At 50.5% G+C, this 16,551-nt stretch carries 11 protein-coding genes; 2 read left to right on the top strand and 9 right to left on the bottom strand.

Going from position 1 to position 16,551, the window contains the following annotated elements; all coding sequences use genetic code 11:
• Positions 1 to 88 precede the first annotated feature (88 nt).
• Genes KJS57_RS12405 through KJS57_RS12395 form a run of 3 tightly spaced genes read right to left on the bottom strand, consistent with a single transcriptional unit; the run spans position 89 to position 4,514 of the window.
• Positions 89 to 1,069 (bottom strand): substrate-binding domain-containing protein, encoded by a 981-nt coding sequence (locus KJS57_RS12405; RefSeq protein ID WP_213655033.1) that lies wholly within the window; start codon positions 1,067 to 1,069, stop codon positions 89 to 91.
• Positions 1,066 to 2,856, bottom strand: a complete 1,791-nt coding sequence (locus tag KJS57_RS12400; protein ID WP_213655032.1) for a sensor histidine kinase family protein — start codon at positions 2,854 to 2,856, stop codon at positions 1,066 to 1,068. The genes KJS57_RS12405 and KJS57_RS12400 overlap by 4 nt, the downstream gene beginning before the upstream one ends.
• The gene (locus tag KJS57_RS12395) at positions 2,853 to 4,514 is read right to left on the bottom strand and encodes a response regulator (protein WP_213655031.1); all 1,662 of its coding nucleotides are present in this window, start codon (positions 4,512 to 4,514) and stop codon (positions 2,853 to 2,855) included. Before KJS57_RS12395 ends, KJS57_RS12400 begins: the two co-directional genes overlap by 4 nt.
• 252 nt (positions 4,515 to 4,766) lie before the next feature.
• Between KJS57_RS12395 and KJS57_RS12390 the strand changes: the two genes are divergently transcribed.
• Together KJS57_RS12390 and KJS57_RS12385 are read left to right on the top strand one after the other, a co-directional pair.
• Positions 4,767 to 5,354 carry a C40 family peptidase gene (locus KJS57_RS12390; protein ID WP_213655030.1) on the top strand — a complete coding sequence of 196 codons (588 nt, stop codon included), beginning with the start codon at positions 4,767 to 4,769 and terminating at the stop codon, positions 5,352 to 5,354.
• Positions 5,355 to 5,565: 211 nt separating this feature from the next.
• Positions 5,566 to 6,441 (top strand): AraC family transcriptional regulator, encoded by an 876-nt coding sequence (locus KJS57_RS12385; protein ID WP_213655029.1) that lies wholly within the window; start codon positions 5,566 to 5,568, stop codon positions 6,439 to 6,441.
• A 56-nt stretch (positions 6,442 to 6,497) separates the two neighbouring features.
• Here KJS57_RS12385 and KJS57_RS12380 read toward each other — a convergent pair whose 3' ends face one another.
• The 6 genes from KJS57_RS12380 to KJS57_RS12355 form a co-directional block, all read right to left on the bottom strand.
• A complete protein-coding gene (locus KJS57_RS12380) occupies positions 6,498 to 6,953 on the bottom strand; it encodes a GNAT family N-acetyltransferase (protein WP_244861510.1) in 456 nt (151 codons plus the stop codon).
• The gene (gene purT / locus KJS57_RS12375; protein WP_213655028.1) at positions 6,950 to 8,131 is read right to left on the bottom strand and encodes a formate-dependent phosphoribosylglycinamide formyltransferase; all 1,182 of its coding nucleotides are present in this window, start codon (positions 8,129 to 8,131) and stop codon (positions 6,950 to 6,952) included. Before purT ends, KJS57_RS12380 begins: the two co-directional genes overlap by 4 nt.
• A 185-nt stretch (positions 8,132 to 8,316) precedes the next feature.
• On the bottom strand, positions 8,317 to 12,030 hold the full coding sequence (locus KJS57_RS12370) for a dynamin family protein (RefSeq protein WP_213655027.1): 3,714 nt from the start codon (positions 12,028 to 12,030) through the stop codon (positions 8,317 to 8,319).
• A 238-nt stretch (positions 12,031 to 12,268) separates the two neighbouring features.
• Positions 12,269 to 12,553: an NAD/NADP transhydrogenase alpha subunit gene (locus tag KJS57_RS12365; RefSeq protein ID WP_211020803.1), complete on the bottom strand. Its 285-nt coding sequence runs from the start codon at positions 12,551 to 12,553 to the stop codon at positions 12,269 to 12,271.
• Between the two features lie 34 nt (positions 12,554 to 12,587).
• Positions 12,588 to 13,256 carry an endonuclease III gene (gene nth / locus KJS57_RS12360; protein WP_213655026.1) on the bottom strand — a complete coding sequence of 223 codons (669 nt, stop codon included), beginning with the start codon at positions 13,254 to 13,256 and terminating at the stop codon, positions 12,588 to 12,590.
• A gap of 534 nt (positions 13,257 to 13,790) precedes the next feature.
• Complete coding sequence (locus KJS57_RS12355; protein ID WP_213655025.1) at positions 13,791 to 16,517, bottom strand: S-layer homology domain-containing protein; 2,727 nt, start codon at positions 16,515 to 16,517, stop codon at positions 13,791 to 13,793.
• Between the last annotated feature and the right edge of the window lie 34 nt (positions 16,518 to 16,551).

The raw sequence follows: 16,551 nt of genomic DNA, 5'->3' as shown, positions 1-16,551 counted from the left end.
ATTGCGGAAATTTCTGGTTCTCCAGTAATTTACCCCGAATATACAAAAATACTCCCCTGCCAGGCAGGGGAGTATTTGATGCTGCCGCTTATTTAACAAAAGGAAACAGCAGCTTCTGATTTTCGGGCCACAGCATGTTTTCCAGATCAATGAGCTTTGTATCGGTCGGAATTCGATCCTCCAGCTTTTCTCCATGGGCAGCTTTAACCGCGGCCGCGACCGCCATATATCCGTTATTGAACGGATTTTGCACGACCATCGCCTGAACCGTTTCTTCCTGAAGCAATTCCAGCATTTCAGGCGGATTATCAAATGCGATCATATTGATTTTGCCTCCGTACCCCATTTCCTCCACGGCTCTGCCCGCTCCGATCGAGGATTCCGCGCTCAAAGATACCAGCCCGTCCAGACCTGGATAAGCTGTCAGCATATTTCGCGTTAAACGGTAGGCCAATTCCTCGTCAGATCCGCAATACTGGATATCCACTACCCGGATTCCCGAGAATCGCGCCACGTAATCCAAAAAGCCTTCTTCCCGCTGGTCGGCATTGCGGGCTCCCTTTACGAAGTTCACGATTCCAATATCGCTTTGTTTGCCGGTGAGTTCCACCAAGCGTTCGGCCGCTTTCTGCCCCGCTTCATAATTGTTCGTTCCGACATAAGTTTTCACTTTTGTGGAAGCGACCTCGGAATCCATGGAAATCACCGGGATCTCGTAATAGGAGCTGCGGTCGGTCACTTGTCCCAGGGCCTCATAATCGCTCGCGGCCAGAATGATGGCGTCCGGCCGGCGAGCGATCGAATGTTCCATCAGCTGGATTTGTTCCTTGTAGTCGTTCTCATTTTCGGGGGCGAGAAAATTCAGTTTTACGTTATATTCCTTCGCCGCCACTTCGGCTCCCATTTTGATCGTGCTCCAATAATCCCCACGGTCCATTTTGACGATCATATCAATCACGGTCGTCTTTTCGCCTTTTTGCAGGTTGCCTGCCGGCGCACAGGAAGCCGTCAACGGCAACATGAATAACAGCAGCAGCAGACCATTCTTCAGCCAGTAACCGAACTTCATGATTCATCCCCCTCTATCTTCGGGGTCTCCGGCCTGACGATCGGCAGTTTAATAGTAACGGTAGTCCCTTCTTCCGGCTCGCTTTCATAGTGCAGCCCGTAATCCTTACCGTAGTAAAGGGCGATCCGCTCCTGGACATTGGTGACACCGACTCCCGAGCCGCTTTCGCTGCGAAGTCTTCCGGACAACAGCTTGTCTACGGTATCCTGCGTCATTCCGATGCCGTTATCCCTGATGACTAATTCCAGGTTGTTTCCGTTTATCCGGGCGTAAACGCCGATGAAACCCTCCTCGGCCGACTTCTCAATGCCGTGGTGAATCGCGTTTTCCACCAGAGGCTGAAGAATAAGCTTCAGGGTCAAACAATCAAGCGTATCCGGCTCCGCCTGGATTTCGTAACGGAATTTATTTTTAAACCGGATGGTCTGGATAATCAGATAATGACGCACATGCTCCAGCTCGTCCGCTACCGGGATAATATGATTTCCTTTGCTCAAACTGATGCGGAAAAACCGCGAAAGGGACGTGATCGTCGTTACCACTTCCTCATTACGGCCGAGCTCCGCCATCCGCGTCACCGAGTTCAACGTATTGTATAGAAAATGAGGATTGATCTGGGATTGCAAGACATCGAGCTCGCTTTTGCGCTTGGCCTCCTGCTCCTGAATAATCTGATCCATCAACTCCCGTATCCGGCGCAGCATCAGGTTAAACCGCTTCGACAGCTGCTCGACCTCATAGGCCCCGCTGACATACACGTTCGTACCGAAATCGCCCTTTTCCACCATCTGAACGGAACGTTCCAAACGGCGGATCGGTTGTGATATTCTGGCCGAGACGTACAAATTAATAATAAGGATGACGGCAATAGCGGCAAGTAAAAAACCGTAGAGGAATCCGCCAAGCTCCTTTTTTGTGGTCAAAAATTCATCCGCATAAGCCACGCCGACGATCTTCCAGCCCGCCGGCTTCACCGTCTGGATCGTGATGAGCCGTTGTTCGCCCTCGGAATCGTCAAGATAACTCCCGTATGCGTAATTCAGCACCGGTTCGAGATTCTCATACTTGAGGCCGGCATAAATCAGCTGCTGCTGAGGATGATAAACGATGTTTCCAACGCTATCGATGATGTAGACGTATCCTTTTTTGCCAAGTCCAACCCTTTGGCTCAGTTCATCGATCGTACGAAAGTTAATATCCATAACAAGCACACCTTGCCTTATACGCGAATCGTCACGGTAGGTAATACTTTTGCTCATCGATACCACCCAGCGGTAATCCGATTTAAACAAGTTCTGGATATGCGGAGGAGTAAACTGCAGGGTCCCCGGGTTCTGAATCGCCGATTCGAACCAGAGCTGCTCGGTAAGCTTCGTATTTTGCCGCATCGGAAGTTCCGGAACTCCCCGCACCAGGTTCCCGCCTTTGGTGAACAACGCCATCGATACCAGGTCTTTGCGCGTATTCAAAATCGTCCCGAGCTGTTCGCCAAGCTGCCGGTCGTCAGGAATATCGGAAGCGGCATTGATCTGCTCTTGGGCTAGTTCGAAAATATCCTGCATCCCGCTGACATAGAGTTCCAGATTGGCGTTCACCTGCTCGATAATCTGCCCCAGATTGAGATATGCGTTCGCTTCCGCCGCTTTGGAGAAGCGGTTGAAGAGCAGGGCACTTACCAGCACGACGGCAAGAATGGTAATGGTAATCGAAGATAAAGAGATTAACACTTGAATTTTTCTGACATGAAAATTTCTTAGAAAGCGGGAAATGGTCTGCGGTCCTTTCATGCCTTACCGGCTCCTCCCCGGTATTCTTTCGGCGAAATGCCGAATTTTTTACGGAAGCAAAAGCTGAAATAGTTCGGATCGGTGAATCCGACATTCTCCGCAATTTCAAATGCCTTTAAATCCGTAGTCCGCAGCAGTTGCTGAGCCGACTCCATACGCACACCCATCAGGTAATTTACGAATGTCATTCCAGTCTCTTTTTTAAAAATATTGCTGAAATATCCGGTGCTGATATGAAGCTGTTTGCACACCTTGTTAATCGACATATCGCTCTCTCCAAAATGCAGCTGTATGTATTCCTTGGCTTCCTCCACCAGCTTGTTATAGCTCGTCTGTCTCTCGCTTGCAATGGAGTGCTTCAGCTTCATACATATTCCTGCGAACCAGGCCTTCGCTTCCGCCGCATGCGACAATTTGGACAACATGCCGAGAAACACCGCCCCGTCTCCGAACAGCTTGTCCATATCCACATGGACATCCTGAGACGCTTTAATGACGGCAGTGAGCATCATCAGCAAATAAACCTGAAAATCCTGATACGAAATCCGGCTGTCGAGCAGCCCGCCGAACAGGGAATCAAGAAGATTTCCAAGCTCTTTATCGCTCCCAACCTTCAAACATCGTATCAGTTCCTTCTCTTTCACTTCATCGAACACAAAGGGAATGATTTGACGGGATTCCACGTCATTGATCCAGATCACCTTGTTGCTGCCCAGGATCAATCGATAATCCAGCGCACGCAGCGCTTCTTGATAAGATAAGGACACATCCCCGATATCCGAAATGGCCATGCCAGCTCCGATCGTAACCGTCAGCTTCAAATAACGCTCCACGCTGAGCCGGATTTCCTCCAGCAGATCCAGACTCCGGCCCACCATTAACTCAATGTCAGCGCTATCAAAAATGCTGAGCAGCACGACTTCGTCATGATGAATAAACACCTGGTGATCGCCCGGTATCGAGCGGACGATTTCTTTAGCTATATTCAATACGGCAAACAGCTGGAGCTGAGTATCGTTCGTTTCTCTCAGTGAAAGTGATGAACCTCGTAAACTCGACCTTGTTTCGCGGCTTTGGTCCAAAAAAGCGTCATCGATTCTTAGTACAGAGATCATATAACCGGTACCCTCGAGATCAAGATCATAGTGCCAGCTTTTTTCGCGGATCTCCTGTTTCGGAAGGCGCCGTGATACCAGCGAAGAGAGAAACAAGCTTTGCAGTACAGGCAGATTCTTCCGATAGTGCTCGGTCAGAAGCTGAACATTTTCCCTGGCCGCCCTCTCCTCATCCATCTGCTCCTTGACTTTGCGTAACACCGCCGCCAGTTCACCGGCCGAGAAAGGCTTGAGCAAATATTCGTCAATGCCGAGCCGGATTGCTTTTTGGGCATATTCAAACTCTTCATAACCGGTCAAAATAATGATTTTGGTGTCCGGGTAAGTTTCTCGTATCCATTCGGAGAGCTCCAGGCCGTTCATAAACGGCATTTGGATATCCGTGACCACAATGTCGGGCAGGTGCTTGTCCACCAGCTCCACCGCTTCTTTTCCGTTCTCCGCGGTATCGGATACTTGGCAGCCCAGGCTATCCCAATCGATTAACTGCAGCAGCCCTTCTCTTACATCTTCCTCATCATCAGCCAAAATTAACTTGTACATCGACAACCATCCTCTTCCTTCTCGCATTGCCCGCCAAAGTGCCTTAATTTCCCCCCGATTTTATCCTATCAACCAGCTTTTGTAAATGATTCGGAACGGGGCTTCCCAAATTAAACCACGACCTTAGTCCAGTTTTATTTCCGTCTTCGGTCCGTTTCGCTATTCCCCGAATCGCCGTACCATGATAATATCAAATGGAACATAGAAATATCTGGAATACATAACCAATAATATAATGGCGGTTGAATACTAATGACAAAGAACAAACAAATTTATATTTTACTAAGTAATCCGAATACGGTTGTAGCTAAAATGATCGGCTTATATACACGGGCACCTTATAATCATGCATCTATCGCGTTCGATCCCGAGCTCCGGGAAGTATACAGCTTTGGCAGAAAACACCCGCTCCTTCCGATGTTCGGCGGCTTCGTCCAAGAGAATATTCATGCCCGCGTGTTCGAAAGAGCCACCTGTGCAGTCTACAGTTATACTGTCAGCGAGGAAACCTATAATGATATGCGAAATTACGTCCGGCAATTCGAAGAGAATCGCGATCTTTACAGCTATAACTTCCTGGGGATTCTAGGAATCGTCCTCAATATGGAGCTGGGCGGAGAAAATTCTTATTTTTGTTCCCAGTTCGTTAGCAGCGTTTTTCAAAATGCGGGCGTCAAGCTCCTCGACAAATCCGCCGGGCTTACAACACCCCATGATTTTTCCAGTTGCTGTCATCTTAAACTGATGTTTCGGGGAGAAATGGAAATCTATCGCCGGAATTATTGCCACCGTAGAAGTGCTGCGGCTTTGGAGCCGGTTTCCGTTTATGCGGCAAATTAACAGGTTTATGTCACGAAGGACCGTTAGGCAATTTCCGATTGCCGGGCGGTCTTTTTTAGATATCAGAAAGTATAAACTTCGGACCTCTAGCTGCCTGATATCGCATGAATAATTTCCGCTAAACGCAGCTTATCCTGCATAACTTGCACTGGATTTGTCGGGAACACGTTAAAACCCTCTGTTAATCTTACGTTGAAAGGGAGGAAAAACCATGGATTCGTTACTAAGCATGAACCGTGCAATGGAATATATCGAACGGCACCTGGATGGGGAAATCGAAATGCGGGAGGTAGCGCGGACGGCCTGTTGCTCGGAATACCATTTCAAAAGAATGTTCTCTTTTCTCGCCGGGGTTCCACTGTCGGAGTACATCCGCCGCAGACGCCTTACGCTTGCCGCATTTGATCTGAAGAATAAAGACCTGAAAATTATAGATGTGGCACTAAAATACGGCTACAATTCCCCCGATTCTTTTGCCAGAGCCTTTCAACTCTTGCATGGAATCACCCCTTCCGATGCCCGTAATCACGGTTCAATGCTCAAAGCGTATCCGCAAATGACCTTTCAGTTGACCATTCAAGGAGGGAACGAAATGAATTACAGAATCGTAGAGAAAGATGATTTTCGCATCGTGGGAATCATGAAAAGGGTCCCGATAGTATTCCATGGAGTCAATCCGGAGATCGCTTCGATGTGGGCCAGTTTAAACGAGGAGAAGATTACCACGCTGAAACAATTATCGGATGTCGAGCCTCATGGCCTGATCAGCGCATCGGTAAATTTCTCGGAGGAACGTATGGAGGAAAAAGGGGAATTGGATCATTATATCGGCGCTGCGACTACGAAGGAGTGTCCGGAGGGACTGACGTCCCTCGAAGTTCCGTCTTCTACATGGGCCGTTTTCGAAGCAGTGGGCCCTTTTCCCGATACACTGCAAAATGTTTGGGGACGCATTTATGCCGAATGGCTCCCCTCCTCGGCTTATGAACTGATCGAAGGACCGGAAATACTGTGGAACGAGAGTAAAGAGATGTCGTCTCCTCATTTCAGAAGTGAGATATGGATCCCTGTCTCAAAGGTGAAATAACATGAAAAAAGCTATGGAAAATGGGCGGAATCCCTTTTCCATAGCTTTTATTTCGGTTATGCCAATGGCTTGCTTAAACGGTAGCCTGTGCAGGTAAATCCCGAATACTCATAGAATGATTTGGACGTAATATTGTTGTCTCCGGCTACGGATACGAACATCTGCGAGCTGCCGCGCTCTTTGCCCCAGGTCTCCGCCTCAAGAAGAAGACGTTTCCCGATCCCGGTTCCCCGATGCTTCTCGTCAACTACCAATGCCGTAATGCTAGTAACAGGTTTCATCATATCATGCGTCTGATGCTGCTTTAGAAATATGGTTCCTACCACAACTCCATCCACTTCAGCGACCAAACTGCAAAGTTGTTCGTGACCTTCCAACATCGTAAGGCGTTCTTTCAGCACGCTTGGCGTAGTTGGATAGCGAAGCTGACGCATCAAAGGAAGCATATGATGTACATCATCGCTGCAACATCTGCGGATTGCCAAGGCCGGGGCACAAACCTGATTACTCAATTTGACCATACCACCTTTAATATATTTGCCGCTTGCTTGGCGCGGCTTCGGGCTGTTTCTACATCATCGGCGCTGCTAAGGGCGACAGCCATTCGTCTGCCTGGTTTGCAAAGCGGTTTGCCAAAGACGCGAATTTGCGTTCTTGGCAAGCGGAGCGCTTCTTCCATTCCGCCGATCTCAAAGTCCTCCCCTTCGCGGTCGGCTTTTAATGTAGCCGAAGCTCCGGGGGTCAACAGTTCCACCGACGGAATCGAAAATCCTAGAATAGCCCTAACATGCAAGGCAAATTCCGATAAATCCTGGGTCACCATCGTTACCATACCTGTATCATGCGGTCGTGGAGACACCTCGCTGAAGACAATACCCTCCGGGGTCACGAACAGTTCAACGCCGAAAATACCATAACCGCCAAGCGCCTCGGTTATCTTTCCCGCGATGGACTGGGCCTCGAGCAGCTGCTCTTCCGTTAATGGATGCGGCTGCCAAGATTCCACGTAATCCCCGTCTTGTTGGATATGACCGATCGGCGGGCAAAACACCGTGCCTGAAGCGGATCGTACGGTAAGAAGTGTGATCTCGCTCGTAAACGGAACAAATGCTTCCACGATTACGCGCATCTTCTTGGCGCGGGCGCCTTCCAAAGCCAGGGTCCAGCAAGTGGATACCTCTTCCGGCTTGCGGCAAACGCTCTGGCCTTTGCCCGAGGAGCTCATCAGCGGTTTAATCACACAAGGAACGCCGATTTCCGCCACGGCGGCTTCCAGCTCTTCGAGACTGTCCGCAAAGCGGTAGGCGGCGGTCGGCAAACCAAGCTCTTCTGCCGCAAGCCGGCGGATCCCTTCGCGATCCATCGTCAGCAGGGCGGCTCTGGCTGTAGGAATAACCGTAAAGCCTTCCTGCTCCAATTCTACGAGCGCCGGAGTAGCGATGGCCTCGATTTCCGGCACGATAAGGTCCGGGTTAATCCGGACAATCAGAGATTTTAAAGCCTCCTCATCCAGCATATCGATGCAGTAGGCTTCATGGGCTACCCCCATCGCCGGTGCATGCTCATACCGGTCGACAACGATAGTCCGGAGTCCAAGGCGCTGTGACTCTATGATGACTTCCTTGCCCAGTTCCCCGCCGCCAAGCAGCATTATGCTCTTGGCGCGTTCTGTTACAGGAGCACCCCACATGAGTTTTCGGTTCCCCCTTGTTTAGACATCTATCTACATCTATTGTCATGGTTTATGCCGAATAATGCAATAGTCCAAATTTAAGGAAAGCGCTTTTTCGACAAAAAGTTACAAAATTCGAAACTATGCCAAAAATACTTGCCTACCGTAGACGACAAGATAAGAAATCTTTGCCCTCTAGCCGTTTAATCAACAAAAGTCTTAGCCAGTTGATTTAACCGTTCCATTACGGCTGTCCAGTCGCTCTCTTTGCCGGTATCCGAGTCAAGATTCGTAAGGCCCGTCTCCCATTCCGCCCATTCCGCTTCATATCGTGCGGCCAGCGCGGCAAAACGCCGAGTAGTTTCCAGACTGTAATACTCCCCAAGTCCGTGACCGGCTTCTTCCACCGCTTCTTTCAGGATATCTCCGATCGGCTTGTCGAGCGCTTCACGAAGTTTCTGCTTACCGCCGCCTTCGAAGAAAAATTTAGGACTTTTAAAATAACCTGCATAGTCCCGTGCGCTCATCCGCTGTTCCAGCATTCCTTCTTTTAATTCCGGCGTAACCCATGAATAAGCTGAGGTATCCAAGTTCCCAAAAGCAGGAACATTTCTTAACGAGGACTTCACCTGGTCAAGCCATTCCTTATTACGGACGGTCAGGATCGCGTCGCCCTTCTTCTCCAGTCTTAAGGAAGTCGCCTGAAGCTCGCGCTCCAATTCTACCGACAATTGGCCGAGCCAACCGCGAAAAGAAGATGCGAATTTTACTTTGAGATCGCCTCCCTCTTCCTGAAGCAGGGTCGGATGGAAAAATTCGTGGAACAGGTCTCCCGCAAGAAGCTGTAGCCGATTGCGAACGTGGAACAACAGCTCTCCGGCCTCCTGGCGGAGCTGCGGGCCCGGGTCACTCTCCGCAAGGTTTTTCAACAGCCCCGCAAATTCCTGTTTGTCCGCGCGGATCATACTCAGCTTCTGCTCACGCTCTTCCTTGCTCTGAGCCATCGCATCGTTCCACTCCTGCGCCCGTTCCATCACGGTATGCAGTTCACGTCCGGCAGCGTCGAAGGCAAGACCTGTGAGCTCTTTGCCGATAAAATCAAAGAACACTTCTTCGAACCGGGCAAATCCGGAGGCTGTAAACAAACCGGCGTCGCCCGAAGTTTTGGCTGACAATGCGGTAAGACTGGAAACAGCATGAATCTGCGGCTGTTCAATCCCGGCACCGCGCAAACCGCCCTCCACATGGTCCATGACCGAAGCCAATTCCTCTCTGGTCGATGCCAAATCCGAGGCATTCACAATAAAGAACATCTTGTCGAGCGCGAAGCTTCCCTTCACTCTTCCCAGGTGGGCCAGAAACTGGCGATCTGCCCGGGAAAAAGCGTGGTTATAGTAAGTCACGTACAATAATGCGTCACTGTTTCTAATATATTGAAATGTCACGCCGGTATGACGGGCATGAATCGAATCGGCCCCCGGCGTATCTACGATCACTATCCCTTGTTCCGTCAACGGGCAGGAATAATAGAGATCCATCTGCTCCACAAAGCAAGCCTTGCTCTCCTCCGCCACATAAGCGGCAAAGCCTTCAAGTCCGGCGGTTTCTCTAGTGCCCAGACGGGAAGCGTTGTCGTCCCAGCCGATGGCCGCAGCCTTTAAGAAGCTGTAATGGGCGCGCCCCGACGGCGGGACATCCACGGCCCGAAGCTTCTGAACTTCAGACTTCCAGCTTCGTTCCTTCCAAGCGCCCAGTTGCAGTGCTTCAAAGGAGTAAGCAAGGTCCCCCTTCATCGCTTCCGGCGACTTGAAGATGACCGCCGCTTGCCCGTGCTCCATGCCATCCGCCGGAGCTAGAATCCGGTTGATCGCCGCGGTGGTCGGATGCGGCGATACCGGCAGTACCTGCGCGCCAAGCAGCGCGTTCGCGAAGGAGGATTTACCCGCGCTGAACGCCCCGAACAGCGCAACGGTAAAGCGGCCGCCCGACAGATGGGCCGCGCGGGCGCGCAGCTCCCTTACCCCCGATCCGAAGGCCGGGTAAGGGGCCAGCGCCTCCGCCGCGGCTTCCAGTGCCGCGGCCGCATCCGTGAGCCGCTGCCGGCCTGCGGCGGCGGCCTGCGGCGCCATGGCGGCGCGCGGCGTCAAGCCCGCCGCCGCGGCATCAGCCGGCGCGGGCGCGTTCACGCGCGCCGCCTGCGCCGGTTGCGGCTGTGGCGGTTGCGGCTGTGGCGGTGCAGCCGACCGCCGCACCGTGACGTCCCTCACCTCCGGCAGGAGGCCGGGAGGGAGGGACGGAGGAGGGCCGAGCAGCGCCTGGAGGCGCTCGACCCGCTCGCTCGCGGCAGCGCGCTGCGCTTGCAGGCGCACCGCGGCCGCGGACCGCGCGAGCAGCGTCTCGCGCTGCGCGGCATGGTCCGCCTGCGCCGCCGCCAGGCGCGGCGCGAAGGCGTCAAGCAGCCCGTCCGCGAGGACGAGGGCTGCGCGGCGGTATCGGCCGGTAATGCCGGCCGCGACATCGGCGGTATAGTGAAGCGTATACTCGCCGGATACGACCGCGCCTTCCCTGGCCGGACCGCTGATCCAATCTTCCTCCGCCACGGGAAGAGCTTCCTCCATCCGGCTTTCCCAAGCCGGGTCCCAAAGCTCGAGGCTCCGGCCAAACTTGCGCAGCAAATCCCGTACATGCCAGTCAACCTGCGCGTCTACTTGTTCCTTCAGCTTCGCCAGGAACTCATCTCTTCGACGCTCCTGTTCCCGCTGCGTTTTGCCGCGTTGGAACAACAGCCCCGTCTTGAATCCGGGCTGTCTGCTTTCCAAATACTCTCCCGCTGCTTCGCGAAGCGCCGGAGTCATTAAATATGCGCTTCCCAAAAGTGTATCAAGTTCACCGATCCACTCACGGCGAAGCTTATCTATCTTGTCATCGCTATTTTCCATCTCCTGATCAAGAGCTGTAAGCTCTTGTTGCCAAATCTCAACGCGTCCTTCGCCTCCTGCTTCCGATAGCAGTCGTTCTTCCGTTTCTTCTTCTGCTGCCGTGCAGCGTTTAAGAAACCCCTCGCCACCGTGACGCAGTGAGCAGGCAACGCTATACTCCAGAAGTCTTTGAGGATCCTTCAAGAGATCATGTATCGTTTGTTTCAATAATGGAAGCATATTGAGCGGGTGTTCAGGCTCTTTGAGCGAGATGTAAAATATCCCTGAGGAAACAATCCCCCACAGTTCAAACGCCTGCTCCACCGAAGCCCTGTAATCCTCAAACTTCAATTCCTGTTCCCGGTGCTTGTCGATCTGGTTCACCACAAGATAAAGCGGCTTACCCCAGTCAGCGAGCCTCCGGGCGAAGGACAAATTGCTTTCGGACAGGACATGATTATAATCCATCACATAAAATACGACATCAGCCAGGTGCAGCGCCGAATTTGTCGCTAACGCATGGGCGGCATCCCCGGAATCCACGCCCGGCGTATCCAGCAGCACTCCGTGGCTGCCCAGAAGCGGAATATCATCCCAAACAGACACCATTTCATAGGAAGCTCCGTCCCGGCAGAATTCGTCCAACTGATCCCGCCTTACTTCAAGCGGTTGTTTTCGTTTTCCTTCCGGATTTAACGGATCAATAGCCGGGGTTAGCATCGCTTTGGGCGGTCCGTTATATAGTGCCGCTATATTTGCCGTTGTCGGAAGCGGACCGGAAGGCAGCATGGGCTTGCCGCACAATGTATTGATCAGGCTGGATTTTCCCGCTGAGAAATGCCCGCAGAATGACAGCGTTAAATTTCCTTCCGACAATTTTTGGCGCAGATCCGAATTCTCTCGTTGTACCAAAGCGTCGCCGTGGGAGTCGTACCATTTTTCCAACCGTTCAAGTTGTTCTTGCAATGTGATGTCAGAGCGGACTGTAATCGTTTCCATCATTAGCACTCCTTCTTTCCGTCTTAATCCTAAGACAAGGCCGGAAAGTCCAATTGTCTTAATTTTTCTCTAACACTTTTTTAAACACATTCATTTTAACCTACCTTAATTCGACTTGGAAGTCTTCTGCCTTTAATCCGTCAAATTAATTCATAAATCACTTTAAAATTCTCCGACTAAATAAAAATCGGCCGCCGGAATAAAGTCCCGACGACCGAATCAACAACATCTTAATTTTTTACAAGGAAGCCGCTTCAATTTCATCCGCATCGGACGGAATCAAAATTTCGAACACTTTACCGTGCTGCAAAATCGTGATACCTTTGTTGCGGTCTTTCATAACTACCACTTCCGGTTTAACGGACATACGCTCAAGATAGTGCTTAGGCACTTCACCAGAATCGCTGACTGTCACGCCTTCCAGTTCGCGCTCGTCATTTTCCTGCAAATCGATCTCAATGACTTTCTCAAATACATCGGAAAACAATTCAAAATTGTCAGTATAAACAGAAATACATTTCATGGGTTCCCATCCTCTACTATCATTGTCTTTTTTGTCACTCTTCTATATTTTTACTGACTTGTGACCTTTTCATACGTTTCTTGCCTTCCCTGCACACGTCAAGCAACGGGCAAACCTGGCAGTTGGGGTTCTGGGCTTTGCAGTGATATCGTCCGAAAAAGATCAGCCGATGATGCGTCAATGTCCATTCTTCCCGAGGAACCCGCTTCATCAACTTCTTTTCGACTTCCAACACCGAATCTTTCCAATTCGCCAGTCCAAGCCGCTTGCTGACCCGCTCGACGTGCGTATCGACCGCGATCGCAGGCACTCCGAAGGCATTTGAAACGACTACGTTTGCCGTCTTTCTTCCGACTCCCGGCAATTCAACGAGCTTATCATGTTCGCTCGGCACATCTCCGCCATACTGTTCAATCAGAATACGGCACAAATTATGGATGTGCTTGGCCTTGCTCCGGAACAGGCCGATTCTGCGGATATCCTGTTCCAGCTCTTCCAGCGGGACAGAGACATAGTCTTCGGGTGTCTTGTATTTTTGGAACAAATCCGCGGTCACTTTATTAACGGTCGCATCCGTACATTGCGCCGACAACAACACAGCGATCGTTAATTCAAAAGCGTTGCTGTGATCGAGCTCGCAATGCGCGTCCGGAAACATAGCGGCTATGGTGTCCAATATATGGCGCACCCCTGCAGCATTCATTCCCCCACCCCCTAGAGGTAATTTACTAATTCGTCTTTTGATCGCGATGAATTGCTTCGAAGTAAACTCGGCATTGAATCTTGCATTCAGCCGGGCCTTCCGGTGCTCATGTAGGCTTCTCCTACACTCCGCTCCTCTGTCCCTAGCTTCTTGCAACCTTCTCGGCGCTGAAAAGCCAAATTATTAATTCTTCATTTTACTGAGGTAATTTACTAATTCGTCTTTTGATCGCGATGAATTGCTTCGAAGTAAACTCGGCATTGAATCTTGCATTCAGCCGGGCCTTCCGGTGCTCATGTAGGCTTCTCCTACACTCCGCTCCTCTGTCCCTAGCTTCTTGCAACCTTCTCGGCGCTGAAAAGCCAAATTATTAAATCTTCATCCTTCTAACAACCTTCTACCGCCCAAAAGAAGCTTTTCTGGCGATTATAGAATGGATTAGCTCTGAGTAGAACTTATACTTTCTATAATCCCCAAAAAACCGCCTTGAGCGGGAAATATCCCGCATCAAGACGGTTATTCTCACAAAAATGATTATTGTTTTTCCACTTCAACCAGCTTGTCGCCGTTGAAATATAGAACAATTTTATCATTTTCTTGGAGGGATTGCACGGATAATGTCGTGTCACCTTGGTGAATATATGTTTCCGGTGTCACAACAAAGCGATAATTGTTGTCGGTCAGAGAAGGTCTGTAGACGATAATTTCTTTGCTTACCCCGTCATAACGCTGAAATTTCCGTTCCAGCGGAGACAGAACCTGAATAATTACCGATCCGTCCGTATCCTTGCTGACTTCGACATGATCCGACGTAGTCAGGCTGGTCACGCCGGTGCTTACCGAAGTACCGCGTACAACCTTCACTCCGCTATTTAAGGAGAATGTCTCCTGAGCCCCGGCGAAAGGCTTCAGAACCAAGGAAGTTCCATTCACGCTCAGAACCTTGCCAAGCGTCAGCTTGACGATTTGCACCGAGCTGGCGGTCCGGCCGTTAAAGACCACGTTGATCGTTTGACCGGCCTGGATGTCGGCAACTTTGATAGCTCCTCCGTTGTCCGCAAACAGTGCAGCCTGGTCTACGTAGAAGTCATCCGTAATTCCATTCGCCGTTGCGCGAATCCGGCTGTTTGCCGTGTTCACCGATACGACCTTAAATTGAACGGCTTTCTTCACGGCCAAGGTTTGCAAAGCGTCCTGGTTCGCGGACAAAATAGCGGTGACCGGGTCTCCTACTTTAATATCCGCAAGCGTAGCGCTGCCTTTGCCATACAATTCGATGGAAGGAGCGGTTCCTTGATAAGGCACGACTACCGTCTTGCCGGATGAAGTCAACAAAGAGATTTTCTTTGCGGTCGTATCCGCCGACAAGAATGTTCCATCATATTTATAGACAACCTGCAGGGACAATACGCGATCCCCGATATGCGTCACATTGATCTTTCTGCCTTCGGACAATAAGGATTCAGCACCGGAAAGCGTAGGCGTCGTAGAGTTATATTCTACTTTAGTTTTGTCATCCAGTGTAAAGGCATGAACCTTTTTGGAGGCATCGACAACCATCAGCGCTTTATATTTGGCTTCGTACTTCACAACGGAAAGATCGCTCAACTGCTCCGATTGACGACCTGTCACCACGATTTTCGTGATTTGGTCGTTAGGATTGATCGTCAATTCAACCTTGTCTCCGCCATTCTCGTCATCGATCAAATCATCCAGCGTCGCTTCTGCGATTCCGTTAATCACAATGGCCGGCTTGTCGGCAAGCGATTTGATTTCGGCTTTACCGGAAGCGTTAGAGAAGCTAATAAACTTGTCATTGACGTCCAGCAAGGTGCCGGTGACGGTACGCTCCATGCCTTGTGTAATTTCCAGGCGGGTAATCAAGCTATTCTCAACCGTGTATTTGACGGAAGCTCCGGTCTGGATCTCACCTGCATTGTTCAAAAGCTGATTTTGGTAGATCATTACAAAATTGTCGCTATACTTAAAAGTTTCAACGTTTCCGGAAGCATCCTTGAAGCGTATGGTTTTGTCCGTTAGGTTGACCGAATCCACAGTTCCACTGCCGGATTTATTGACAATAGCCGATTTCACCTGAACAATTACCGGCTTCTTTTCAGCACTGAATGTTTCGCGTTGAACAACAACCGTGCTATTTTCCGTCAAGCTATCAATGTTAATCGAATTCCCATTTTGATCGATAAAGCTTGTGTTAGCGTCATATGTGTAAGTGACGGTGTCATTATTAATGAGCATGACTAAGCGGTTACCCGAAAGTTTTTTAAGCAAAGTCCCTTCCGTTTGTTCCAGTTGCTGCTTCGGATCGCGAACCTCTACATAAGCCGCAGATCCTACCTTATCAACCGCAAGCACTTTGGTATAGAGCTGAAGCTCGTTTTTGGTGCTCTTGACTTCGGAATCCTTTGTAAAATACACGGTACGGCTATCCAGCGTAAAGCTCTTCAATTTGCCGTTTGCAAACAAAGTCAGCTTGTTGTCCGTCAGTTCGGTAACGATGCCCTCGTAGACTGTGGAATAACCCGGAGTGACATACTCACTTCCCCGGCTGAAGAAGGTAGCAAGCTGAGCGCGCGTTACTTTACCAAGCGGGTCAAATTTGTTGCCTTCTACCCCTTTGGTCAGATCAAGCTGTACCGTTACATTGACGTAACCACGAGCGGACGACGTGATGCTGGATTGGTCGGCAAAACCGGTTGAAGCTCCGGCAGCAGCCTTCGCTTCCGTATCTCTGCCCAGTGCGCGCACCAGAATTTTGGCGATCCATTCGCGGGACGCTTTTTTCTCGCCCCAGGATTCCTTCGCTCCGGTTGCTTGAACTTCCTCGGTTTTATCGATCAGCTTCTGCTGTACGGCAAGCTCCAGATAAGGTTTGAAATAATTGCCCACTTTCATATCCGCAGGCGCGCCTGCTCCGTCCCCAAGCTTGGATTCCAGATTCATGAAACGGATTGCCATCGTAATGGCTTCCTGCTGAGTCACACTGTCGGCAGGACGAAATTTCCCTGCATCTCCAAGAATAATCCCTTCTGCAGCAAGCTTGTAAATATGTTTTTCCGCCCAAAAGCCGTCCTTCACATCGCTAAAAATCAAAGAGGACACAGAGCTTTGCGTTGTCGCTGCCGGTGTTCCGGCCTGATCCGCAAATGCCGCCGCTCCTCCGCCAAGGCACATTGCCGTCACAAGCATGGTGGATACTGCCTTCTTGGTGCTGCGTCTAAAAGTGCGTTTATAAGATGACATTACATTCTCCCCTTTTAAAAAAAGTTCACTTTAC

Origin of the sequence: Paenibacillus vini (assembly GCF_018403325.1) — a bacterium.
Lineage (GTDB): Bacteria > Bacillota > Bacilli > Paenibacillales > Paenibacillaceae > Fontibacillus > Fontibacillus vini.
The sequence above is the reverse complement of the archived record's forward strand: the minus strand, read 5'-3'. Positions and strand labels throughout refer to the sequence as shown.

Coding starts and splice junctions, on each gene's coding strand:
- KJS57_RS12405 (WP_213655033.1), bottom strand. CDS start 1,069: ATGAAGTTCGGTTACTGGCTGAAGAATGGTCTGCTGCTGCTGTTATTC.
- KJS57_RS12400 (WP_213655032.1), bottom strand. CDS start 2,856: ATGAAAGGACCGCAGACCATTTCCCGCTTTCTAAGAAATTTTCATGTC.
- KJS57_RS12395 (WP_213655031.1), bottom strand. CDS start 4,514: ATGTACAAGTTAATTTTGGCTGATGATGAGGAAGATGTAAGAGAAGGG.
- KJS57_RS12390 (WP_213655030.1), top strand. CDS start 4,767: ATGACAAAGAACAAACAAATTTATATTTTACTAAGTAATCCGAATACG.
- KJS57_RS12385 (WP_213655029.1), top strand. CDS start 5,566: ATGGATTCGTTACTAAGCATGAACCGTGCAATGGAATATATCGAACGG.
- purT (WP_213655028.1), bottom strand. CDS start 8,131: ATGTGGGGTGCTCCTGTAACAGAACGCGCCAAGAGCATAATGCTGCTT.
- KJS57_RS12370 (WP_213655027.1), bottom strand. CDS start 12,030: ATGGAAACGATTACAGTCCGCTCTGACATCACATTGCAAGAACAACTT.
- KJS57_RS12365 (WP_211020803.1), bottom strand. CDS start 12,553: ATGAAATGTATTTCTGTTTATACTGACAATTTTGAATTGTTTTCCGAT.
- nth (WP_213655026.1), bottom strand. CDS start 13,256: ATGAATGCTGCAGGGGTGCGCCATATATTGGACACCATAGCCGCTATG.
- KJS57_RS12355 (WP_213655025.1), bottom strand. CDS start 16,517: ATGTCATCTTATAAACGCACTTTTAGACGCAGCACCAAGAAGGCAGTA.